The sequence below is a fragment of the Natronospira elongata genome (assembly GCF_034931365.1).
In the GTDB taxonomy this organism is placed as follows: Bacteria; Pseudomonadota; Gammaproteobacteria; order Natronospirales; family Natronospiraceae; genus Natronospira; species Natronospira elongata.
The window spans coordinates 1-15,366 of the sequence record NZ_JAYGII010000020.1; the positions used below are offsets into that span (position 1 = coordinate 1).

At 60.6% G+C, this 15,366-nt stretch carries 13 protein-coding genes; 8 read left to right on the forward strand and 5 right to left on the reverse strand.

From position 1 onward, the window contains the following. Positions 1-86 precede the first annotated feature (86 nt). Positions 87-1,418: a dicarboxylate/amino acid:cation symporter gene (locus VCB98_RS09545; protein WP_346052024.1), complete on the forward strand. Its 1,332-nt coding sequence runs from the start codon at positions 87-89 to the stop codon at positions 1,416-1,418. A gap of 69 nt (positions 1,419-1,487) precedes the next feature. Here VCB98_RS09545 and VCB98_RS09550 read toward each other — a convergent pair whose 3' ends face one another. The 3 genes from VCB98_RS09550 to VCB98_RS09560 form a co-directional block, all read right to left on the reverse strand. Next, a complete protein-coding gene (locus VCB98_RS09550; RefSeq protein WP_346052026.1) occupies positions 1,488-2,036 on the reverse strand; it encodes a prephenate dehydratase domain-containing protein in 549 nt (182 codons plus the stop codon). Continuing rightward, positions 2,033-2,335: a chorismate mutase gene (locus VCB98_RS09555; RefSeq protein WP_346052028.1), complete on the reverse strand. Its 303-nt coding sequence runs from the start codon at positions 2,333-2,335 to the stop codon at positions 2,033-2,035. The genes VCB98_RS09550 and VCB98_RS09555 overlap by 4 nt, the downstream gene beginning before the upstream one ends. Positions 2,336-2,749: 414 nt before the next feature. After that, complete coding sequence (locus VCB98_RS09560) at positions 2,750-3,535, reverse strand: hypothetical protein (protein ID WP_346052030.1); 786 nt, start codon at positions 3,533-3,535, stop codon at positions 2,750-2,752. A 210-nt stretch (positions 3,536-3,745) separates the two neighbouring features. Here VCB98_RS09560 and VCB98_RS09565 point away from each other — a divergent pair, with 210 nt between their 5' ends. Beyond that, complete coding sequence (locus tag VCB98_RS09565) at positions 3,746-5,200, forward strand: S8 family serine peptidase (RefSeq protein ID WP_346052031.1); 1,455 nt, start codon at positions 3,746-3,748, stop codon at positions 5,198-5,200. 86 nt (positions 5,201-5,286) lie between these two features. After that, positions 5,287-5,856: a hypothetical protein gene (locus VCB98_RS09570; protein ID WP_346052033.1), complete on the forward strand. Its 570-nt coding sequence runs from the start codon at positions 5,287-5,289 to the stop codon at positions 5,854-5,856. Positions 5,857-5,973: 117 nt separating this feature from the next. On the opposite strand, the gene cysK is transcribed toward VCB98_RS09570, so the two are convergent. Next, complete coding sequence (gene cysK, locus VCB98_RS09575; protein WP_346052035.1) at positions 5,974-6,948, reverse strand: cysteine synthase A; 975 nt, start codon at positions 6,946-6,948, stop codon at positions 5,974-5,976. 357 nt (positions 6,949-7,305) lie between these two features. After that, positions 7,306-8,733, reverse strand: coding sequence for a siroheme synthase CysG (gene cysG / locus VCB98_RS09580; RefSeq protein WP_346052037.1), 1,428 nt, complete (start codon positions 8,731-8,733; stop codon positions 7,306-7,308). A gap of 418 nt (positions 8,734-9,151) precedes the next feature. Here cysG and VCB98_RS09585 point away from each other — a divergent pair, with 418 nt between their 5' ends. The 5 genes from VCB98_RS09585 to VCB98_RS09605 all read left to right on the forward strand — a co-directional run bounded on the left by VCB98_RS09585 (position 9,152) and on the right by VCB98_RS09605 (position 15,185). Next, complete coding sequence (locus VCB98_RS09585) at positions 9,152-10,960, forward strand: assimilatory sulfite reductase (NADPH) flavoprotein subunit (protein ID WP_346052039.1); 1,809 nt, start codon at positions 9,152-9,154, stop codon at positions 10,958-10,960. A 2-nt stretch (positions 10,961-10,962) separates the two neighbouring features. Continuing rightward, a complete protein-coding gene (gene cysI / locus VCB98_RS09590; RefSeq protein ID WP_346052041.1) occupies positions 10,963-12,678 on the forward strand; it encodes an assimilatory sulfite reductase (NADPH) hemoprotein subunit in 1,716 nt (571 codons plus the stop codon). Next, positions 12,650-13,366, forward strand: coding sequence for a phosphoadenylyl-sulfate reductase (locus VCB98_RS09595; RefSeq protein ID WP_346052043.1), 717 nt, complete (start codon positions 12,650-12,652; stop codon positions 13,364-13,366). Before cysI ends, VCB98_RS09595 begins: the two co-directional genes overlap by 29 nt. A 366-nt stretch (positions 13,367-13,732) precedes the next feature. After that, positions 13,733-14,368: a S8/S53 family peptidase gene (locus VCB98_RS09600; RefSeq protein ID WP_346052044.1), complete on the forward strand. Its 636-nt coding sequence runs from the start codon at positions 13,733-13,735 to the stop codon at positions 14,366-14,368. Positions 14,369-14,558: 190 nt separating this feature from the next. Then, positions 14,559-15,185, forward strand: a complete 627-nt coding sequence (locus VCB98_RS09605) for a hypothetical protein (protein WP_346052046.1) — start codon at positions 14,559-14,561, stop codon at positions 15,183-15,185. Positions 15,186-15,366 lie beyond the last annotated feature (181 nt).

Genomic DNA, 15,366 nt, shown 5'->3' on the forward strand with positions numbered 1-15,366 from the left:
TACCGGCATCGAAAGGCACGCCGCTGATCGAAACCGAAGCAGAGGCGTCACCGAACTATCCGCGTCGCCCACTAGGGAGAAATGGCATGGCTTACACCATCGGCGGTATCTCACCCAGCCCCGTCCATCGCCTCGCCGGCAAGCTCAAGGGCCTGTTGCGCAGTCACCTGTGGGCCAAGGTCATGCTGGCCATGTTCCTGGGTATCGCTGCCGGGCTGCTGCTGGGGCCGGATGCCGGACTGGTGGAGCCGGGCCTGGCCGCCCTGATTACCAACTGGCTGGCCCTGCCGGGCTACGTCTTCCTGGCCTTGATCCAGATGATCGTCATCCCCCTGGTGGTGGCCTCTATCATCCTCGGCATGGCCTCTTCCGACAGCATGGCTTCCCTGCGCAGCACCGGCATCCGGGCCGGCCTCTTTTTTGTCGTCACCACATTGGCCGCGGTGCTGATCGGCATGGTGGTGGCGCTCACCATTCAGCCGGGGCTGTATCTGGATGCGGCCAGCATCCAGGCCGAGCTCAAGCCCGCAGTGGAAGCCGCCGAGGCCGTGCCGGCCCCGGGCCTGGCCATTCAGGACCTGCCCGCCCGTCTGAGTGAAATGATCCCCGCCAACCCGCTGAAGGCCGGTCTGGAGCAGAACATGATGCAGGTGGTGGTCTTCGCCATCCTCATCGGGGTGGCCCTGGTCAGCCTGCCCCGGGCACAGCAGCAACCCCTGCTCAGCCTGCTGGCCTCCATTCAGGAAATCACCATGGTGGTGGTGCGATGGGCCATGCTGCTGGTGCCCTTTGCCGTCTTCGGCCTGCTCGCCCAGATCACCACTCGACTTGGGATAGAAGCCTTGCTCGGCATGGGCCTGTACGTGGTCACCGTCATCATCGGCCTGATCCTGGTCTTGATCATGTATCTCATCATCTATCGCCTGCGTACCGGCCGCCCCGTGGGCAAGTTCCTCTCTGCTATCCGTGATGCCCAGTTGCTGGCCTTCTCCACCTCGAGCTCGGCGGCGGTCATGCCGCTCACCATGCAGACCGCCGAGGCCAGACTGGGCGTCTCCGCTTCCACCACCCGTTTCGTCATCCCCCTGGGCACCACCATCAACATGGCCGGCACCGCCCTCTACCAGATGGTGGCGACCCTCTTTCTCGCCCAGGTCTTCGGCGTGGATATCGGCATCGCCGGCCTGCTGTTGGTGGTCTTCCTTGCCGTGGGTGCCTCCATCGGCTCGCCCGGCACCCCCGGCATCGGCATTGTCATCCTGTCCATGCTGTTGGGCAGCGTGGGCATCCCCGCCGCCGGCATTGCCCTGATCATCGGCGTGGACCGCATCCTCGACATGTGCCGCACCACGGTGAATGTCACCGGCGACCTGGTGGCTGCCAGCGTGCTGGACCGTCCGGAAGGGGGAGATCACTGAGCCGCTCAGCGCTGGGTCGGCAAGGCCGGGTGGCATCGAAGGGAGGCCCCCCTCAGGGCTTGAGCGACGTCAGGGTGCGGCCGTTGTCAGAATAAAACGGGTGCGGTTGGTGGGCGAATCCTGAATGTTCCTTTCAAGCACAGGCATGCCGTAGTGGGCCGCGGCATGGGCCGAGGCGATGGCCAGGGTGGCCACCGGTCGGGTCTCGCGCAGCAGAGCGACACTGTCCGCGGTGTCATGACTGGCTTGGGCCTTGAGCCAGGGATTGCGGCGCAGGAATGCCTGGCATTGGGACAGGGCAGCCGGGTGAGAGAGGACGGTGCCGCGGGTACGGGGTGTCCGGGGCTTCCATCCGATCAGGCAGTGGTGGATGGGGAAACTCAGGCTGTTCTGCATTCGCAGCTCGTGTTGTCGGTAAAGACGCTGGACCGGCCCGATGGGGCCGATGGTGGAATTCCACCAGGGGAACAGCAGGCGACTACCGGCTTGGGCCAGGTAATGCTCAATGGCCGCCTCAAATGACCGGGCGTGAATGAATCGCAGTTCCCCGGCCAGCAACACCTTTGCCGCCTGGGCACTATAAGAAGCCGGGCCGCCCTGGATGATGACCGTCTTCATCCCGTCGCTCCTTTTCGGTCCCAGCTTTTGTTAAGAATCTGATTTTGTATCCGGCGGGATTCAGCGGTGAGAATCTCGAAGAGATGGCGGGCGGCCTCGTCGCTCATGGGCCCGTCATTGGCCAGCGAGATGCGCAGGTACAGATTTTCCTCCCGTTGCCGGTCTCGGCAGGGCAGGCCGGCGCTGGCCTTCATCTCGCCGATCTGGCCGGTGAGCCGGATGCGCCGGTTGATCAGATCCAGCAGGGCGTGGTCCATGATATCCACCACCTGCCGCAGTGCCTTGATTTCCTCGTTCATCGCGCCTTACCTCCGTCATGCCTGAATGGCCATGCACGCCTTACAATGCCCGGGCACAAAAAAAGCCGGCCGCGATTCTGTCGCGGCCGGCTTTGGCTGGCGTGCAATTTGTCTTTCAGTTCACATCATGGGTTTGCACACCGCCACCGGCCGCCTCTTCCGTAGAAGAAGCGAAAGGAAAAGCCAGAATAAAAGGTGGCGTTGTGCAGCATGATACGAGCAGTCATTTCTCCGGGAGACCTATTCCTGATTATTCGCGATGAAAACGCGGAATTCAAGGCCGGTTAAGATCAATCAGGCATAAGGCGGCCTGGCCGTGGCTTCTCCTTCGGACCTTGAATCCACCACTCGGTTATCAGCGGCCCGTGTTCCTTCTGATTCCGGGCCGCCATAGCCGCACATTCCATTCAAGACTCAGTCGAGCTCGCCGTATTCGGCAATTTCGATTTCCACCCAGTCAAAGGGGAAGCGGAATGGGAATACTTCTGCTTCTGGTTCAATCAGAATGTAAGCCCAGGCTGTGCCATCTTCATCCGTGTAGAAGCTGAAGGGCTCCTCGTTATACATCCGTTTGCGTTCCCAGTAAAAGCCCGGCGTGCGATAAGGCTGCTCGCAAGGTTTGTCGATGGCGAAATCGCCGACTATCCAGGCATCTTCACCGGACTCACCCGGTATGCCATGATCAATATTTAGAGACCACCAATCCTGGAAGAAGTCAAATGTCGTCAGAAATGGCTTGAGCTGTTCATCGCTAAAGCCTACCAGGAAATTGGTATCTCGGCCCGGCGGTCGTGGTATGCCCCCGCATTCCGCCGGTACGTCGCTGAAGACCTCGAAACGGATTCGGCCCTGATACAGCAGGTTCGGGTCAAGCCCTTCCAGGGGGTAGAACATGCCGATGACAAGGCGCCCGTTGGAGACCACCTCCAGCTGCAGGGCCTTGCAGCAATCAGCGGTGCCTTCCTGGGCCGTGACCTGCCGGAACCCGAAGTTTCGCCTCTCACGGTCAGCTTCGCTAAAACGGGCTGCAACCGGCTGCCATCCGTCGTCGCCACTGTCGAAGGAGAACAGCCACCGGGGCGGACCCTCCTCAAGGGGGCCCGATTCCTCGGACAGGCATCCTGGCAGTGAGGTTAGAAAAAGCCCGAGGAGGGCAACAGGAATCAAGCGGGGAAGAAGTATTGAATTTGACATATTCATGCCGGATCCCTCCATGGCTCAGCCTGGAATTCCGGGATATCTTTGCTATTTTTACCTTTGCGAGGCCCAATCGGGCCTCGAATCCCATATTGGTAAGTAAAGGATAGGAAAGCACAGGAGGTCGTGCAATGTACAAGGGACACTTCACCGCACTCACCTCAACACTCCTCATTTCGCTCGGCGTGGCTTTTGGTCTGCCTGGAGAGGCCCATGGGGGGGGGGCAGAATGTGCAGTTCCTCCCGCATGCCGATGACTCAGCGGGTTATTTCATTCGACTCCGTGAGGAAGCAGTGCCTGCCGGCGAGGGGCCAGGCGGGAAAACATACCGCGAGCATGTAGAAAACTTCGCTCGAAACGTCGGCCTCGATGCGCGGGCCCATCTTGTCGGCGGTACCCCTGTGGCGTCTGCCGAGATAATGTCCAGGGAAAAGGCACGCGCCATCGCGGAGCGAGAGGACGTTTTGTACGTCGAGGAGGCCGGCATCGGCCGCCTTCATGCGGTCCAGGCTAATGCCCCATGGCACCTTGACCGTGTGAGTCAGCGCACGCTGCCGCTCGACGGCGAATATATTTACAACTGGTCTGGCACGGACCGGCGGATCTTTATAATCGATTCCGGTGTTCGAGCCAGTCATGACGAGTTTCAGGACCCTTTTGACAACAGGGTTTCGCAACTCCAATACGATGCGTTTGGTGGCAGCGGGCAGGACTGTGCCGACCATGGGACCGGCGTCTCATCCATGTCGAGTGGCTGGACAAAAGGCACCGCGAAGGAAACCGAGATTGTCAATGTGAAGGTGGCGGATTGCTTTGGTTCTGTCTCGCCGTCCGACTACGTGGAGGCCGCCAACTGGGTCGCCGACCAGGTTGACCCGGGCGATATCGTGAACATCAGTCTCGGTTTTCCACATAGCGTTACCATCAATGACGCAACCGACCATATTGCCGACCAAGGGGCAGTTGTAGTTACCTCAGCAGGGAATAGTGCGACAGATGCGTGTAATCAGTCGCCTGCCTCGGCTCACAAGGCCTACACGGTGGCATCATCCAATGATCAGGACGCGCTGAGCAGTTTCAGTAATTTCGGCACATGCGTTGATATCGTCGCCCCGGGCGAGAGTATCGAGGCGGCCAGTGCTTCGGGGGATTCCGAGTTTTTCTCGAGCGTTAACGGCACTTCCTTCGCTGCTCCCTTGGTCGCCGGTGCGGCCGCCTTGGTACAGGACGAGGGAATAGGTCCTGATCCTGTCACCATCAAGGACGCGATCAGCCAGCGAGCGACGCAGGGCGTTTTGTCCAATCTGAACGGAACGCCGGACCGGCTTCTTTATACTTTGGATGACAGCGCCGGCAGTGCACCGGAAACACCATCCATGACCATAGATTTTACTGGTTGTCATAATGGTCTGGCCAGTTACGCCGTGACCTTGTCCGAAAACGGTTCTACCCCGGTGGAAAGCTGGGAAGGCTACAAAAGAGAAGGGATGGGCGGCTCTTATAATCAGATCCACGACAGTACCACGCCGGGTTTCAACTTCTCGGTCAACTCGGAGAATTATTGGGAAATCAAGGCGCGTGGTTTGAATGGTGATGGTTTGAGCAATCTGATCGGTGACTCCGGGTTCGCGCCGGATTGTACCGGTGGCGGGCCAAGCCCGCTCTGATCGTTCATGACGGACATGGTCCAAGGCGGGAGGCCGCATGGCGGCCTCCCGCTTTTCTGATTGTTTCAAGGCAGAAGGGAGCCCTCATGCGTGGACAAATGACAGGCATGCTGCTCGGGTTGCTCCTGTGTGCGAGCAGTGCGCAGGCGCAATGGTCGATTCATGGCGGTATCGCGGATTATGACGACTTTGGCAGTGGTGCCCGGGCCGGGGTGGGCTGGGCCTGGAGTGAATGGTCCACCGCCAGGCTGGAGATCGACGCGGGTGATGATATTCGCCGTTATGAGTTGTCTGCGGATTTCGAACTGATCGAGCACCACCGAAATCGTCTTATCGCGGGTGTTGGTTATGAGTTCTGGGAACTGGACTTTGATACCACTGATCCATTCACGCTTAATCCCGTTTCCTTCACCCTGGAGGATGATTTTCCAACGGTGTTCCTGCGCATTGAGCATGAATTTTCGGACAGGCTGCTGGCGACAGCCCAATTCAAGCGGCTCGACTTTGATCGCATTGATGCCGATGACAACATGACTGCCGTGGGACTTGAATGGCGCCTTGAGGGAAGCCTGTCCTTTTCCGGTGGTGTGTCGCACTACCAGGGTCTGGAAGATGATCAGAATTTCATTTCCCTCGGGGTTCGCTGGGCGTTTTGAGAGATAGCCCCGGTCGGCCGCTTGCGGAACAGCGGGCCATGGCGTTTTAGCCCGCTCCCACGGCATACGGGGTTCCGTGGGAGCGGTGTGTCCATGTGTTTTTTGGCTAGTGGCCCACTAGGCCACCCGTGGCGCCTGGGTCAGGCCCACCAGCCATTCGTCGTCGGAGCCGTCGTGGATGTCGTCGAACAGGGGCGTGGAGAGATAGCGCTCGCCGGTGTCCGGCAACATGGCTAAAACGGCAGTGCTGCGCGGGGCGTTTTCCACGGCCTTGAGGGCCGCGGCCACCGTGCCGCCCGCCGAGATGCCGACGAAGATGCCTTCCTGGGAGGCCAGATCCAGTGCGGTCCGGATGGCCTCCTCGTCGGTCACCGGCAGTAGTTCATCGGCGATCTCGGTATTGAGCACCTTGGGCAGGAAATCCGGGGTCCAGCCCTGGATCTTGTGTGGCGCCCAGTCCTTGCCGCCCATGAGCGAGGCGCCTGCCGGTTCGGTGGCGATGATCCTGATATCAGGGCGCGCAGCCTTGAGGACTTCACCGGCACCGGTGATGGTACCGCCGGTCCCCCAGCCGGAGACGAAGTAGTCCAGGCGGCGGCCGGCAAAGGCCCGCAGGATCTCCGGGCCGGTGGTGTTGCGGTGATAGGCCGGGTTGGCCTCGTTCTCGAACTGCCGGGCCAGGAACCAGCCATGTTGTTCGGCCAGTTCCTCCGCCTTGCGCACCATGCCCGTGCCTTTCTCTTCCTTGGGGGTGAGGATTACCTTGGCCCCCAGGGCCCGCATCAGCTTGCGCCGTTCCACCGAGAAGGTCTCCACCATGGTGGCCACAAAGGGATAGCCCTTGGCGGCACAGACCATGGCGAGAGCAATACCGGTATTGCCCGACGTCGCCTCCACCACGGTCTGACCCCGCTTCAACACTCCCCGGCGTTCGGCGTCCTCGATAATGGCAATCGCCAGTCGGTCCTTGACCGAGGCCATGGGATTGAAGGCTTCCACCTTCACATAGAAATCAATCCCCTCCGGCGCCAGGCGCTTGAGTTTCACGATGGGGGTATTGCCGATGGTGTCGAGTATTGAATCGTAGATCATGGTCTAACTCCTTACTTGGTTGGCCTCGCGCAAAGACGCAAAGACGCAAAGGAAAAGCTATCTCGCGCAGAGACGCGGAGACGCAGAGAAAGGAAGGTTTTGTTGTGGGATGTGTATTCCTGCCCCGACTAATCCGGTGCAATGGTTGCCAACTGGATAGACATGGTTGCTCCATCCCGCCGTAGGAGCGGCTTTAGCCGCGATCAGGGGCATACCGAAGTCTCATCGCGGCTAAAGCCGCTCCTACGGCCATTGATAGGCAGCAAACAACATAAACATTGTTTTCTCTGCGTCTCCGCGTCTCTGCGCGAGAAAAATAATCTTTCTTTGCGCCTTAGCGCCTTTGCGCGAGGCAAATCAAACCGCCACCCGCCGCAGTGCCTCGCTGTCGGTATCCACAAGCGGCACCTGTCCGTACCAGCCAAGCTCCGCCGCAAGTGCGGCCACTTCGCCCACATAGATCAGGGACGGTGACTGCAGCTCGTGTTCCCGGGCCAGTTCCGCCATTCGGCCAAGGCGACCGACGATGACCCGCTGTTCCGGGCGGCAGCCGTGTTCGACAAAGGCCACCGGGGTATCGGGGTCGCGGCCATGGGCCATGAGCTGTTGCTGTACCCGGCCGACCTGTTTCACGGCCATGTAGAAGGCCAGGGTCTGGCGGGAATGGGCCAGGTCATTCCAGTCCAGCTCATCCACCGAGTCACGGCAGTGGGCGGTGACCAGCCAGACCGAGTGGGCATGATCGCGGTGGGTGAGGGGCAGGCCGGCATAGGCCGCGCAACCCACCGCGGCGGTAATACCGGGCACCACTTCATAGCGAATGCCGCGCTCACGCAGATGGGTGATCTCCTCGCCGCCCCGACCAAAGACAAAGGGATCGCCCCCCTTCAAGCGGACCGCCACCTTGCCGGCTTCGGCCAACTCAGCCAGCAGTTGGTTGATCCGCTCCTGTGGCAGGCGGTGATATCCGGCACGTTTGGTCACATCAATGAAATCCGCATCCCGGCGCGCCAGCTCCAGCACTCTTGGATCCACCAGCCCGTCATGGACGATCACATCGGCTTTCTGAAGGGTCTGCAAGGCCTTGAGGGTGAGCAGTTCCGGATCACCGGGGCCGGCACCCACCACATACACCATCCCTTCGCTGATCAGTTCACCATCACTCAAGGCCTGCTCGAAACGGGACAGGGCCTCGCCTTCCCGACCGGCCCGCAACGCATCACCCACCGGCCCGTCCACCAGCCATTCATGAAAATGGCGGCGTTGAGCAAAATCACTGATGCTTTCGCTGATGCGATCCCGCACCCGGCCGACGAAGCGGGCCAGACGCGCGGTGGCCTGGGGCAACAGGCGCTCCACGCCATCGCGAATACGCCGAGCCAGCACGGGCGATGTCCCGCCGGTGCTGATGGCCACCATCACCGGCGAGCGATCGACAATGGCCGGCATGATGAAGCTGCACAGGTCCCGATCATCCACGGTGTTGACCAGTACCCGCCGGGCCGCGGCCTCGCGGCTGACCCGCCGCTGCAGGAAGGGATCATCGGTGGCCACATACACCAGCCAGGCATCATCCAGGTCTTCATCGCGAAAGGCCCGCGCCCGCCAATGGATGCTGCCTTCCTCGGCCAGGGCCCGCAGGGCCTCGCAAAGCTCGGGGGCCACCACATGAATCTCGGCCCCGCTGCGAATCAACAGGCCGATCTTGCGGCTGGCCACCTGGCCACCACCCACCACCAGGACCCGGCGGTTTTCGGCGGCCACGAATATAGGCAGATACTCCATGACGGCATTCCTCTGTGTCTCACGCTTTCCAGTGAGACTAGGCCCGTCATCAATTCCAGGGAAATATCCATTACTGACTTGCTAATCACCAAAGGGAATATGCCTGGTGCTGGACTTGGGCGTTGAATTGGGGACACAGAGGACGCAGAGAACACGCAGAGGGCCACGGAGGTTTATTGTCGTTGGCCCTCAGCAAACAGTACAAGCTTAAGGAAGCTCTGTGCCCCTCTGCGGATTCTCTGTGCCCTCTGTGAAAAAACCATCACGCCCAAACCCGCCACCAGAGCCATCAGTAAATTGCTAAAGCCAGCCCCACCCCCTTTCTGCCTTTCCGTCATATCGGTATGAACAAACATTCCTTCCAGTGATGTGACTGCCTGCCTAGTCTGTTCCCCGTACTCAAGCGAGGGAGAGAACCATGGCTGCGGTGCCTGCCAACACACCACAACTGCAGGGCAAGCTGGACGCCCTGGCCCGGGAGCTTGATGAGCGGGAGAAGATCTGGGCCTCCGGTTATCTGGCCGGCCTGGCGGCTGCCGGTGCGGCGCCGGGCGCGGAGGTACCCGTCCCGCAGGCCCGTGCCGCCGCCGCATCGGGGGCGAGTCGGGTGCTCAACATCTGGTACGGCTCGGAAACCGGCAATGCCCGCCGGGTGGCCGAGGCCCTGGCGGAGGATGCCCGTGGCAAGGGCCTGTCGGTGAAGCTGGCCAGCCTGGCCGATGTCCGCCCCCAGCAGATCCGCAAGCAGGAGTTGCTCACCCTGGTGGTCAGCACCCATGGCGAGGGCGACCCGCCCGAGGATGCCGAGGACTTTCACGAGTTCTTGCTCTCGGACAAGGCGCCTAAGCTGAGTGATCTGCAGTACGCCGTTTTTGCCCTGGGCGACTCCTCCTATGAGCATTTCTGCCAGACCGGCCGTGACTTCGACGCCGCCCTGGAAAAGCTCGGCGCGAAGCGCGTGCTGGATCGAGTCGATGCCGATGTGGATTTCGAGAACGCCGCCCGCCAGTGGCGGGAACAGGCCCTGGAACGCTTCAGTGAACTGGCCGGCGGTGAGCCGGCCGAGGCCGCGCCCAGCCACCTGCAATTGGTGGGCGAGGCCAAAGCTCCCAGCCGCTGGACCCGGGAGGAGCCCTTCGAAGCGGAGGTCCTGGCTAGCCATCCCCTGACGGTGGCCCCGTCCGGTAAGTCCGTGCATCACATCGAGTTGTCCATCGAAGACAGCGGCATTCAGTACCAGGCCGGTGACTCGGTGGGTATCTGGGCCGACAACGACCCGGCCCTGGTGGAAGAAGTATTGGCCGCCACGGGGCTGGACGGCTCGCAAGCTATCGAGTATGAGGGCCAGACCCGGTCACTGCGGGACTGGCTTGGTCGGCACCGCGAACTCACCCAGTTGTCCCGTCCCTTCCTGGAACAGTATGCCGAGCTGGCACAAGCTGATGCTCTTAAAGCCGTGCTGGCCGATGCCACACAGTTACGTGACTGGATCAAGGATCACCAGGTGATCGATGTACTGCGGGCCTGGCCGACCGAGCTGGATGGCCGGCGCCTGGTAAGCCTGCTCCGGGGCCTGACCCCAAGGATGTATTCCATTGCCTCCAGCCCCGCCGACACCCCGGATGAAATTCACCTCACCGTGGCCACCGTGGGGGGTGAAACCGAGCAGGGCCTTCGGGTAGGTACCGCCTCCTGGTATCTCAACCGCCGCATCGAGGCCGGTGATCGGGTCAGGCTGTTCGTGGAGGAAAACCCCCGCTTCCGTCTGCCCGAGGACGGCCAGGCACCGGTGATCATGATCGGCCCCGGCACCGGTGTGGCCCCCTTCCGCGCCTTTGTGACCGAGCGTCGTGCATTGGGCCATGACGGTTCCAACTGGCTGTTCTTCGGCGAACAGCATCGGCGTACCGACTTTCTCTATCAACTGGAATGGCAGCGCCATCTCAAGTCAGGCGCCCTGGACAAGCTCTCCCTGGCCTTCTCCCGCGACCAGGCGGAGAAGGTCTATGTCCAGCACCGCATCCGCCAGCAGGCCGCCGAGTTCCATCAGTGGCTGGAAGCCGGCGCCCATATCTATGTCTGCGGCGACGCCAATCGCATGGCCCCGGATGTGGAGGCCGCGATTCGCGATGTGCTGGTGGCGCAGGGCGGCCTGAGCGAGGACGCCGCCGGCGATTATCTCAAGCAACTGCGCCGTGAAGGTCGCTACCAGAAGGACGTTTACTGATCATGACTGACAAGCGTGAAGCGCTGCTCGACGAAGTGGAATCCATCAAGGCCGAAAGCCGGGCCCTGCGCGGCTCCCTCCATATTGGCCTGGAGGACCAGGTCACGGGAGGTATTGCCGAGAGCGATACCAAGGTCATCAAGTTCCATGGCATCTATCAGCAGGATGACCGGGATGTGCGGGCCGAACGCCGCAAGGCCAGACTCGAGCCGCTGTATTCCTACATGCTGCGGGTGCGGATTCCCGGCGGGGTGTTGACGCCCGCCCAGTGGCTGAAGCTGGATGCCCTCGCCCGGGATTACGCCAATGGCACCATCCGCCTCACCACCCGCCAGGCGGTGCAGTTCCATGGCATTTACAAGGAAGACCTGCGCCCCCTGGTGCGTGGTCTGGATGAAGTCTTTCTCGACAGCATCGCCGCCTGCGGGGATGTGAACCGCAATGTCATGTGCAGTGCCAATCCCCTGGAAAGCGCATTGCATGCCGAAGTCCAGGCCATCGCTGAGCGCCTGAGCAATGAATTGCTGCCCGAAAGCCAGGCTTATCAGGAGATATGGCTGCAGGGCCGGGACAGTGGTAGCGAAAGGGAGAACGAGCCCCTTTACGGGCCAACTTATCTGCCACGCAAGTTCAAGATCGCGGTGGCGGTCCCGCCGGTTAACGACGTGGATGTCTTTGCCCATGACATCGGCTTCATTGCCATTGCCGAGAAGGGCCGTCTGGCCGGCTTCAATGTCAGTGTCGGCGGTGGCCTGGGCATGAGCCATGACGTGGCCGATACCCATCCGCGTCTTGGGGATGTGATCGGTTTCTGCCGGCCCGAACAGGCGGTGACCGTGGCCGAAGCCATCATCAGCATCCAGCGCGACTACGGTAATCGCGTGAACCGCAAGCGTTCACGCCTGAAGTACACCATCGAGGATCACGGCCTGGATTGGTTCCGGCGGGAGCTGGATTGGCGCCAGCGCTTTGCGCTCGCCCCCACCCGGCCCTTCCAGTTTCATCACAACGGCGATCGTTACGGTTGGGTGGAGGCCGAAGACGGGCACTGGCATCTGACCCTGTTCGTGGAAAACGGCCGCCTCAAGGGCGAGGCCATGGAAGGCTTGCGGCAGCTTGCCCAACAGCACCCGGATATCCATTTCCGGGTCACGGCCAACCAGAACCTCATCATTGCCGGTGCTGATGTCCAGCAGAAGCTGGACATCGACCTGCTGCTGGAAAAGCACGGCCTGGTCCGGCACGAAAAGGTCTCCGCCACACGATTGCGGGCCATGGCCTGCGTCGCCTTTCCCACTTGCCCCCTGGCCATGGCCGAAGCGGAGCGTTACCTGCCGGATCTGCTGGACAAGGTCGAGGCCCTGCAGGACAAGCACGGCATCGGCCAGCGGCCGATCACTGTTCGCATGACCGGCTGCCCCAACGGCTGCGCCCGCCCCTACCTGGCCGAGATCGGCCTCATCGGCAAGGCGCCAGGCCGTTACAACCTGCATCTCGGCGCGTCCTGCAACGGCGACCGCCTCAATCGCATCTACCGGGAGAACGCCGATGAGGACGCCATCCTCAACACGCTCGACATGCTGTTCGCGCGTTACGCCCGGGAGAGCGAGGAGAACGAAGGTTTCGGGGATTTTCTGATTCGCATCGGCATTGTGTCAGCAGTCACCACCGGCAAGGAGGTGAGGGAACATGAGCAAGATTACGCCACTGGTACCTGAGTATTCCCTCGTGCATCAGGCCAATCACAATCTGGAGACGGCCAGTGCCGAGGCACGGGTGGCATGGGCCCTGGCCCATCTGCCTCATCGGCAGGTATTGGCCTCAAGCTTCGGCGCCCAGTCGGCGGTCATGCTCCACCTGGTGACTCGCCAGCGCCCCGACATCCCGGTGATCTTCATCGACACCGGCTATCACTTTCCGGAAACCTACCGTTTCGTGGACAGGCTCACCCAGCGCCTGGATCTGAATCTGCATGTCTACCGTCCCCGATTCAGCGCCGCCTGGCAGGAAGCGCGTCACGGCAAGCGCTGGGAGCAGGGCAGGGATGGGATCGAGGCCTACAACCAGGAGAACAAGGTCGAGCCCATGCAGCGGGCCTTGCGCGAGTTGAGTGCCGGCACCTGGTTCTCCGGCATCCGTCGCGACCAGGCCAGCAGCCGGGAGAAGCTGCCGCTCGCCCAGTACCGCAACGGCCGCATCAAGTTTCACCCCATCCTGGACTGGACGGACAGGGACGTGCACGCCTATCTCAACCGCCATGAACTGCCTTACCACCCCCTCTGGGAACAGGGCTATGTGAGCATCGGCGATTGGCACACGACCCGTTCATTGCAGGAAGCAGGCAGCAAGGAAGCCACGCGCTTCTTTGGGCTCAAGCGCGAGTGTGGTTTGCATGAGTCGGTTTAAAAATTCAAAAGCGGCCTCGCGCAGAGGGCGCAAAGGGCGCAGAGGAATTCAAAAAGACACGTGCTTTATCTCGCGCAGAGGCGCGGAGACGCAGAGAAGATTCATTATTTGGGGAGGATGATTGTCATGTGGGAGGGGGATTCCCGCCCTGACAGATGCCGGATCCCAAACCTTGGCACTAATTTGGCACTGATACTGTGTAAAAATATCTTCTTGATGAAACCGCTCTCGAAAATACTTGAAAAACCACCCTACCTGTCTAATCTTGATTATTGAAGATGGGCTTTTTTCTGTCAGCAGGAAAGTCCTCAATTTATCAGCCAGGGAGGGTGTCCCCATGTCATATCAATGGTTCAGAACTGCCGTTTGCCTTTCTTCAAGCCTGATTTTGGGGGGGCATCAGTAGCTTACGGCTACAGTAGCTGCAGCGAAATTGACGGCTGGAATGTTGCCGTGATCGAAGCCAGGGGAATCGTCCTGGATTCCAACGACCCTGATTTTCGTCAGGTTTTTGCTGATACCTGGGGGAATTGCAGTAGTTATTACCCGGCCGATCAGAACTGCAAGACCATGGCGCGGGTGCATTGCGACTGGGAGATAAACGGATCCTATGACAAGGGGGATGTCAGAAACTGCGTGATGCAGGCACCCACGGATCCTCCCTTGCCAGGAGTCGGTGTTCATGATCATGGGCAACAGGTTTCCTCGATTATTGCCGACCGCACCGAAGCGTCGCGTATTGTCCATGTCAGCACAGCGGCGCGGGACGATCAGTATTACGAGAGGGATCGTTCGGCGGCGTTAAGGTGGATCGAAGAGAATCGCTCTCAGTTCGGGATCGGGGTGGTCAACAGGAGCGGAGGAAATGTAACCCTTGGTCCAGGTGGTTGCCCGGATCTTGACCCGTCCAACGATCCCGACTCTGAACATGTTCTCATTCAATCTCTGGTTTGTTCGGGGGTTGCCTACATCAACGCCGCCGGCAATCATCGGTCACGATGACCGTATTGCCGACCAGGCCCGTCCCGGGAATGTCATCTCAGCGGCGCATACCTGGGGCGCGGGTGGAACCCATTGCCTCGACCCACAGGCTGATCGAGGCGACCGCCTGAACCTTGTCGCGGATGATGTTCCAACCTTGAATGGTGATAATCCGGGAGGTAGCTCCTGGGCGGCCCCACGGATATCAGCCATGGCTGCAAATTTATTGTATCGTTCATTGGATCGCGGATTTCTTCTTCCCGGGAACCGCCCTATCGATACACATGGGCGCGTCCTCGAAGGCTTGTATCGAGCAAATAATGGCAATCCTCAGATAACTGAACGAGGATTCATTAACCCGGAAGGGCTGCATGAGTGTCAGCCATTTCCCGACGATGCGAGCTATTTGTATGGCAGTGGTTCGGCAACTGATGCTTATGTGAGGTCCAATCAACCCGAAGGCGACGGGCTGCCGGGGCCGTCAGATTATGGGAAGCCAAGCGCCTGCCTGGGCGGGACTCCACCCCCGGTGGTTGATTTGCATGTGCACGACATCGAGGTGGACTTTCTGGGCTGTTGGGCAGGCAGCCCACAGTTCATCTTCCAATGGGATGCAAGCGGCGATCCCGAAGCGGACCGATATACCGCGGACTTCAGTTATGATGGCAGTAACTGGGTCCAGTTGCATGAAGGGACGGAGGGAGTAACGAACTACTCTCCCCAGGCGGATACCAGCTCTCAGCTTCGTTTCCGGGCCTGCAATGGCGCGTCACCGTGCAGTGACTATGAATTCTGGCCGGTACCGGGTACGTCCTGCGGCGGAGGGTCAATGCAATGATACGGCGGATACTCCTCTATAGCGCTTTATTGCCGGCCTTGAGTGCGTGCAGTGATGGCGAATTCGGCTTTTCGGTCGGCGGTCAGGTGCAGGGTCTGGCCGGTGATTCTGTCCATCTCGCACTCAATGATGACGAAGTCTTGGGCATTGAGGCGGACGGGGAATTCGCATTCTCGACACG

Excerpts from the sequence above, each read along its gene's own strand:
- VCB98_RS09570 (WP_346052033.1), top strand. The coding sequence starts at position 5,287 with ATGCGTGGACAAATGACAGGCATGCTGCTCGGGTTGCTCCTGTGTGCG.
- VCB98_RS09585 (WP_346052039.1), top strand. The coding sequence starts at position 9,152 with ATGGCTGCGGTGCCTGCCAACACACCACAACTGCAGGGCAAGCTGGAC.
- cysI (WP_346052041.1), top strand. The coding sequence starts at position 10,963 with ATGACTGACAAGCGTGAAGCGCTGCTCGACGAAGTGGAATCCATCAAG.
- VCB98_RS09595 (WP_346052043.1), top strand. The coding sequence starts at position 12,650 with ATGAGCAAGATTACGCCACTGGTACCTGAGTATTCCCTCGTGCATCAG.
- VCB98_RS09565 (WP_346052031.1), top strand. The coding sequence starts at position 3,746 with ATGGGGGGGGGGCAGAATGTGCAGTTCCTCCCGCATGCCGATGACTCA.
- cysK (WP_346052035.1), bottom strand. The coding sequence starts at position 6,948 with ATGATCTACGATTCAATACTCGACACCATCGGCAATACCCCCATCGTG.
- VCB98_RS09560 (WP_346052030.1), bottom strand. The coding sequence starts at position 3,535 with ATGAATATGTCAAATTCAATACTTCTTCCCCGCTTGATTCCTGTTGCC.
- VCB98_RS09605 (WP_346052046.1), top strand. The coding sequence starts at position 14,559 with ATGGCTGCAAATTTATTGTATCGTTCATTGGATCGCGGATTTCTTCTT.
- VCB98_RS09555 (WP_346052028.1), bottom strand. The coding sequence starts at position 2,335 with ATGAACGAGGAAATCAAGGCACTGCGGCAGGTGGTGGATATCATGGAC.
- VCB98_RS09545 (WP_346052024.1), top strand. The coding sequence starts at position 87 with ATGGCTTACACCATCGGCGGTATCTCACCCAGCCCCGTCCATCGCCTC.
- VCB98_RS09550 (WP_346052026.1), bottom strand. The coding sequence starts at position 2,036 with ATGAAGACGGTCATCATCCAGGGCGGCCCGGCTTCTTATAGTGCCCAG.
- cysG (WP_346052037.1), bottom strand. The coding sequence starts at position 8,733 with ATGGAGTATCTGCCTATATTCGTGGCCGCCGAAAACCGCCGGGTCCTG.